This window comes from Cellulomonas triticagri (assembly GCF_003696205.1).
GTDB lineage: Bacteria > Actinomycetota > Actinomycetes > Actinomycetales > Cellulomonadaceae > Cellulomonas > Cellulomonas triticagri.
On sequence record NZ_RFFI01000220.1, the window covers coordinates 1 to 2,809 of the forward strand.

General features: G+C 78.5%; 3 protein-coding genes. 1 reads left to right on the forward strand and 2 read right to left on the reverse strand.

The window, feature by feature from the left end; genetic code table 11:
* Positions 1-941 (forward strand): CU044_5270 family protein (locus tag EBM89_RS21625; protein WP_122151370.1); only part of this gene is annotated, 941 nt, incomplete at its 5' end.
* 16 nt (positions 942-957) lie between these two features.
* Here EBM89_RS21625 and EBM89_RS20250 read toward each other — a convergent pair.
* The gene (locus tag EBM89_RS20250; protein ID WP_122151371.1) at positions 958-1,812 is read right to left on the reverse strand and encodes an NAD(P)H-hydrate dehydratase; all 855 of its coding nucleotides are present in this window, start codon (positions 1,810-1,812) and stop codon (positions 958-960) included.
* Positions 1,809-2,534, reverse strand: coding sequence for a histidine phosphatase family protein (locus tag EBM89_RS20255; RefSeq protein WP_122151372.1), 726 nt, complete (start codon positions 2,532-2,534; stop codon positions 1,809-1,811). The genes EBM89_RS20250 and EBM89_RS20255 overlap by 4 nt, the downstream gene beginning before the upstream one ends.
* Positions 2,535-2,809: the final 275 nt, after the last annotated feature.

Genomic DNA, 2,809 nt, shown 5'->3' on the forward strand with positions numbered 1-2,809 from the left:
GGACCGCGCGGCGGCGGTGGCTCACCGCGGCGGCCGGGGTCGCCGCCGCGGCCGTGGTGGCGGTCGCGGTCACGGTGCTGCCCGGCCACGACACCCCGGCGGCGGTGGCGTCCGGCACCCCGCCGATGCTCGCCTACCCGGTGGGACCCGAGGCGGTCGCGTCGGGGGAGGGCGAGCCCGCGCGGGACACGCTGCTGGCGCTCGCGGCCGCGGCCTCCGAGCAGGACGCGCCGGACCCGGCGGGCGACGTCCAGCACACGCTCTCCCAGAACTACTGGGCCAGCACCACCGTCGACGGGACGGAGTCCAGCACGACGATCGACCCGGTCGTCAGCGAGACGTGGGTGCGTCCGGACGGCTCGTCGGTGAACCTGGAGTGGCGCGGCGACCCGCTGCTCGCGGACGGCGCGCTGGAGGCGGTGAGCACGGCCCCGCAGGACGCCGTGGTCGACCGGATCCCCGCGGGGACCTTCGACGCCGGCCAGGTGGCCGACCTGCCCCGGGACCCGGCGGCGCTGCGCGCGGCCCTGCTCGCGCCCTACGCGCACCTCGGCTGCGGGCCCGACGGGGACCCGGCCGCGGGCCCGTGGTGCGTGTACTTCGCGGTGACGGGCATCGCGGACTTCCTCGTGCTGCCGCCGGACCTGGAGGCGGCGATCTGGCGGGTGCTCGCGGACGAGCCCGGCCTCACGCTCGCCGGCACCGTCGAGGACCGCGCCGGGCACGAGTCCGTCGCGGTGTCGGTGCCCGCGTCGCCGGGCGACGTGGACCCGACGGTGCGGATGCTCCTGGTCGACCGCAGCACCGGGCGGCTGTCGGGGCGCGAGGAGATCACCCTGTCGTCGGAGGTCATGCAGATCACCGAGCCGACGGTCACGAACTTCCGGTACACGCTGGCGTCGGACTGGGTCGCCGAGGTCGGCGGACCGCCGGAGGAGTGAGGCGGCCGACGGGCGGTCAGGCCCGCAGCTCCACCAGCACCGCGGGCACCTCGTCGGCGAGCTCCCGCGCCAGGTAGCCCAGCGGGCCGCGGCGGACGGCGAGCCGGTCGCCGGCCGTGCCGTGCACCGCAGTGGCCCAGCACGCGGCCTGCTCGGGCGTGGCACCGCCCGCGAGCAGGCCCGCGACCGCCCCGGCGAGGACGTCGCCGCTGCCGGACGTGCCGAGCCCGGTGTCACCCGTCGCGGTGATCCAGCGCCGGCCGTCGGGGTGCGCGACCCGTCCCGCGCACGCCACCACCGCGCCCCACCGGTCGGCGACGCGCTCGGCGGCGTCGTCGGGGTCGGCCTCGTCGACGTCGAGCAGCCGGGCGGCCTCCGTGACGTTCGGGGTGAGCACGGTGCGCCCGGGCGGCAGGTCCGCGCCGAGCCGGGGCAGCACCCCGAGAGCGAAGGCGTCCAGCACCAGCGCCCCGGGTGGCCCGGCGGTCAGGACGGTCCGCACCAGCTCCGTCGTCCCGTCGGGCTCGTCGAGGCCGGGGCCAAGGAGGACGGCGTCCGCGCGCTCGACCTCGTCGTCGAGGTGCGGCGCCCGGTCGCCGGTGGGCGAGCCGTCGTCGTCCTCGGGGAGCGCCAGCACGCCCGCCTCGGGCGTGGCGACGGCCAGTGGCGCGGCGACGGATGCGGCGACCGCGAGCGTGAGCCGCCCCGCGCCGATGCGCAGCGCCGTCACCCCGGCCAGGGCAGCCGCCCCGGGGGTGCGTCGGGCGCCGCCGACGACCAGCACGGAGCCGCGGTCGTCCTTCGTCCCGTCGCGGGCCGGCAGCGGCCAGCCGCGCAGCAGCGCGGGGGCGAGGACCTCCGGGGCGCTCACTCGTCGCCCTGCCCGGGGTGCTCCGTGACCTCGGCGTCGCCCCGCAGGTGCGCGACGTCGTCGAACGACTCGGCGCGCCAGCCACCGGGGGAGGTGTGCCCGGGCTCGCGGGTGAGGACCGTGACGGACGCGTTGCGGATGCTGCGCCGGGCGACCTCGTCCATCAGCTCGGCCTCCGTCAGGCCCTCGCACACGTACCGGAGGAGCCAGACCACCGCGTCGTGGCAGACCACCAGCACCCGCCCCTGCTCCGCCCGGACGAGGTCGTCGACGAGCGAGCGCAGCCGCAGCGCCACGTCCGCCCAGGACTCGCCGCCCGGGGGTCGGTAGTACAGCTTGCCGAGCCGGTCGCGCCGCGCCGCCTCGTCCGGGTACCGCTGGGCGACGCCGTGGCTGGTGAGCCCGTCGAGGATCCCGAGCTCACGGTCGCGCAGGCGCTCGTCGACGACGGGACGGAGGTCCAGCCCGGCGGTGGCGAGGGCGGCGGTGCGCCGGGCCCGGACGTACGGGGAGCACCACAGGGCGTCGGGCGTCAGGTCGGGCGGCAGCGCGGCGAGGTGGTCGCCGAGCGCGCGCGCCTGCTCCTCCCCGGTGGTGGACAGCGGGGTGTCGGCGTCGCGGGTGGTGATCGGGACGACGGGGACGCCCTCCTGCTCGGCCCGGGTGGCCGCGACGTTCCCCACGCTCTCGCCGTGCCGGACGAGCACGAGGCTGCTGGTCATGCGTCCCACCCCAGCACCGGCGGCACGCGCGCGCATCCCGGCGGGTCCCGGCGCGCGCGCCCGGAGTGCGCACGGCGGGCTGTGACGAGCGTCACACGGATGCGACGTGACGGTGCGCGGCTCCCTGCGGACTACAGGGATGAACGACCGGTCGCTGCGGAGGGCAGCGGTCGGCGTGCGGTGGCCCGTCCGAGCCCGCAGGGGGCGGCTCGGGCGGGCCACCGGGTCGTCCGGGCCGCCCCGGGGCGCCGGGAGGGCGCGCCCCGGGGCGGCCG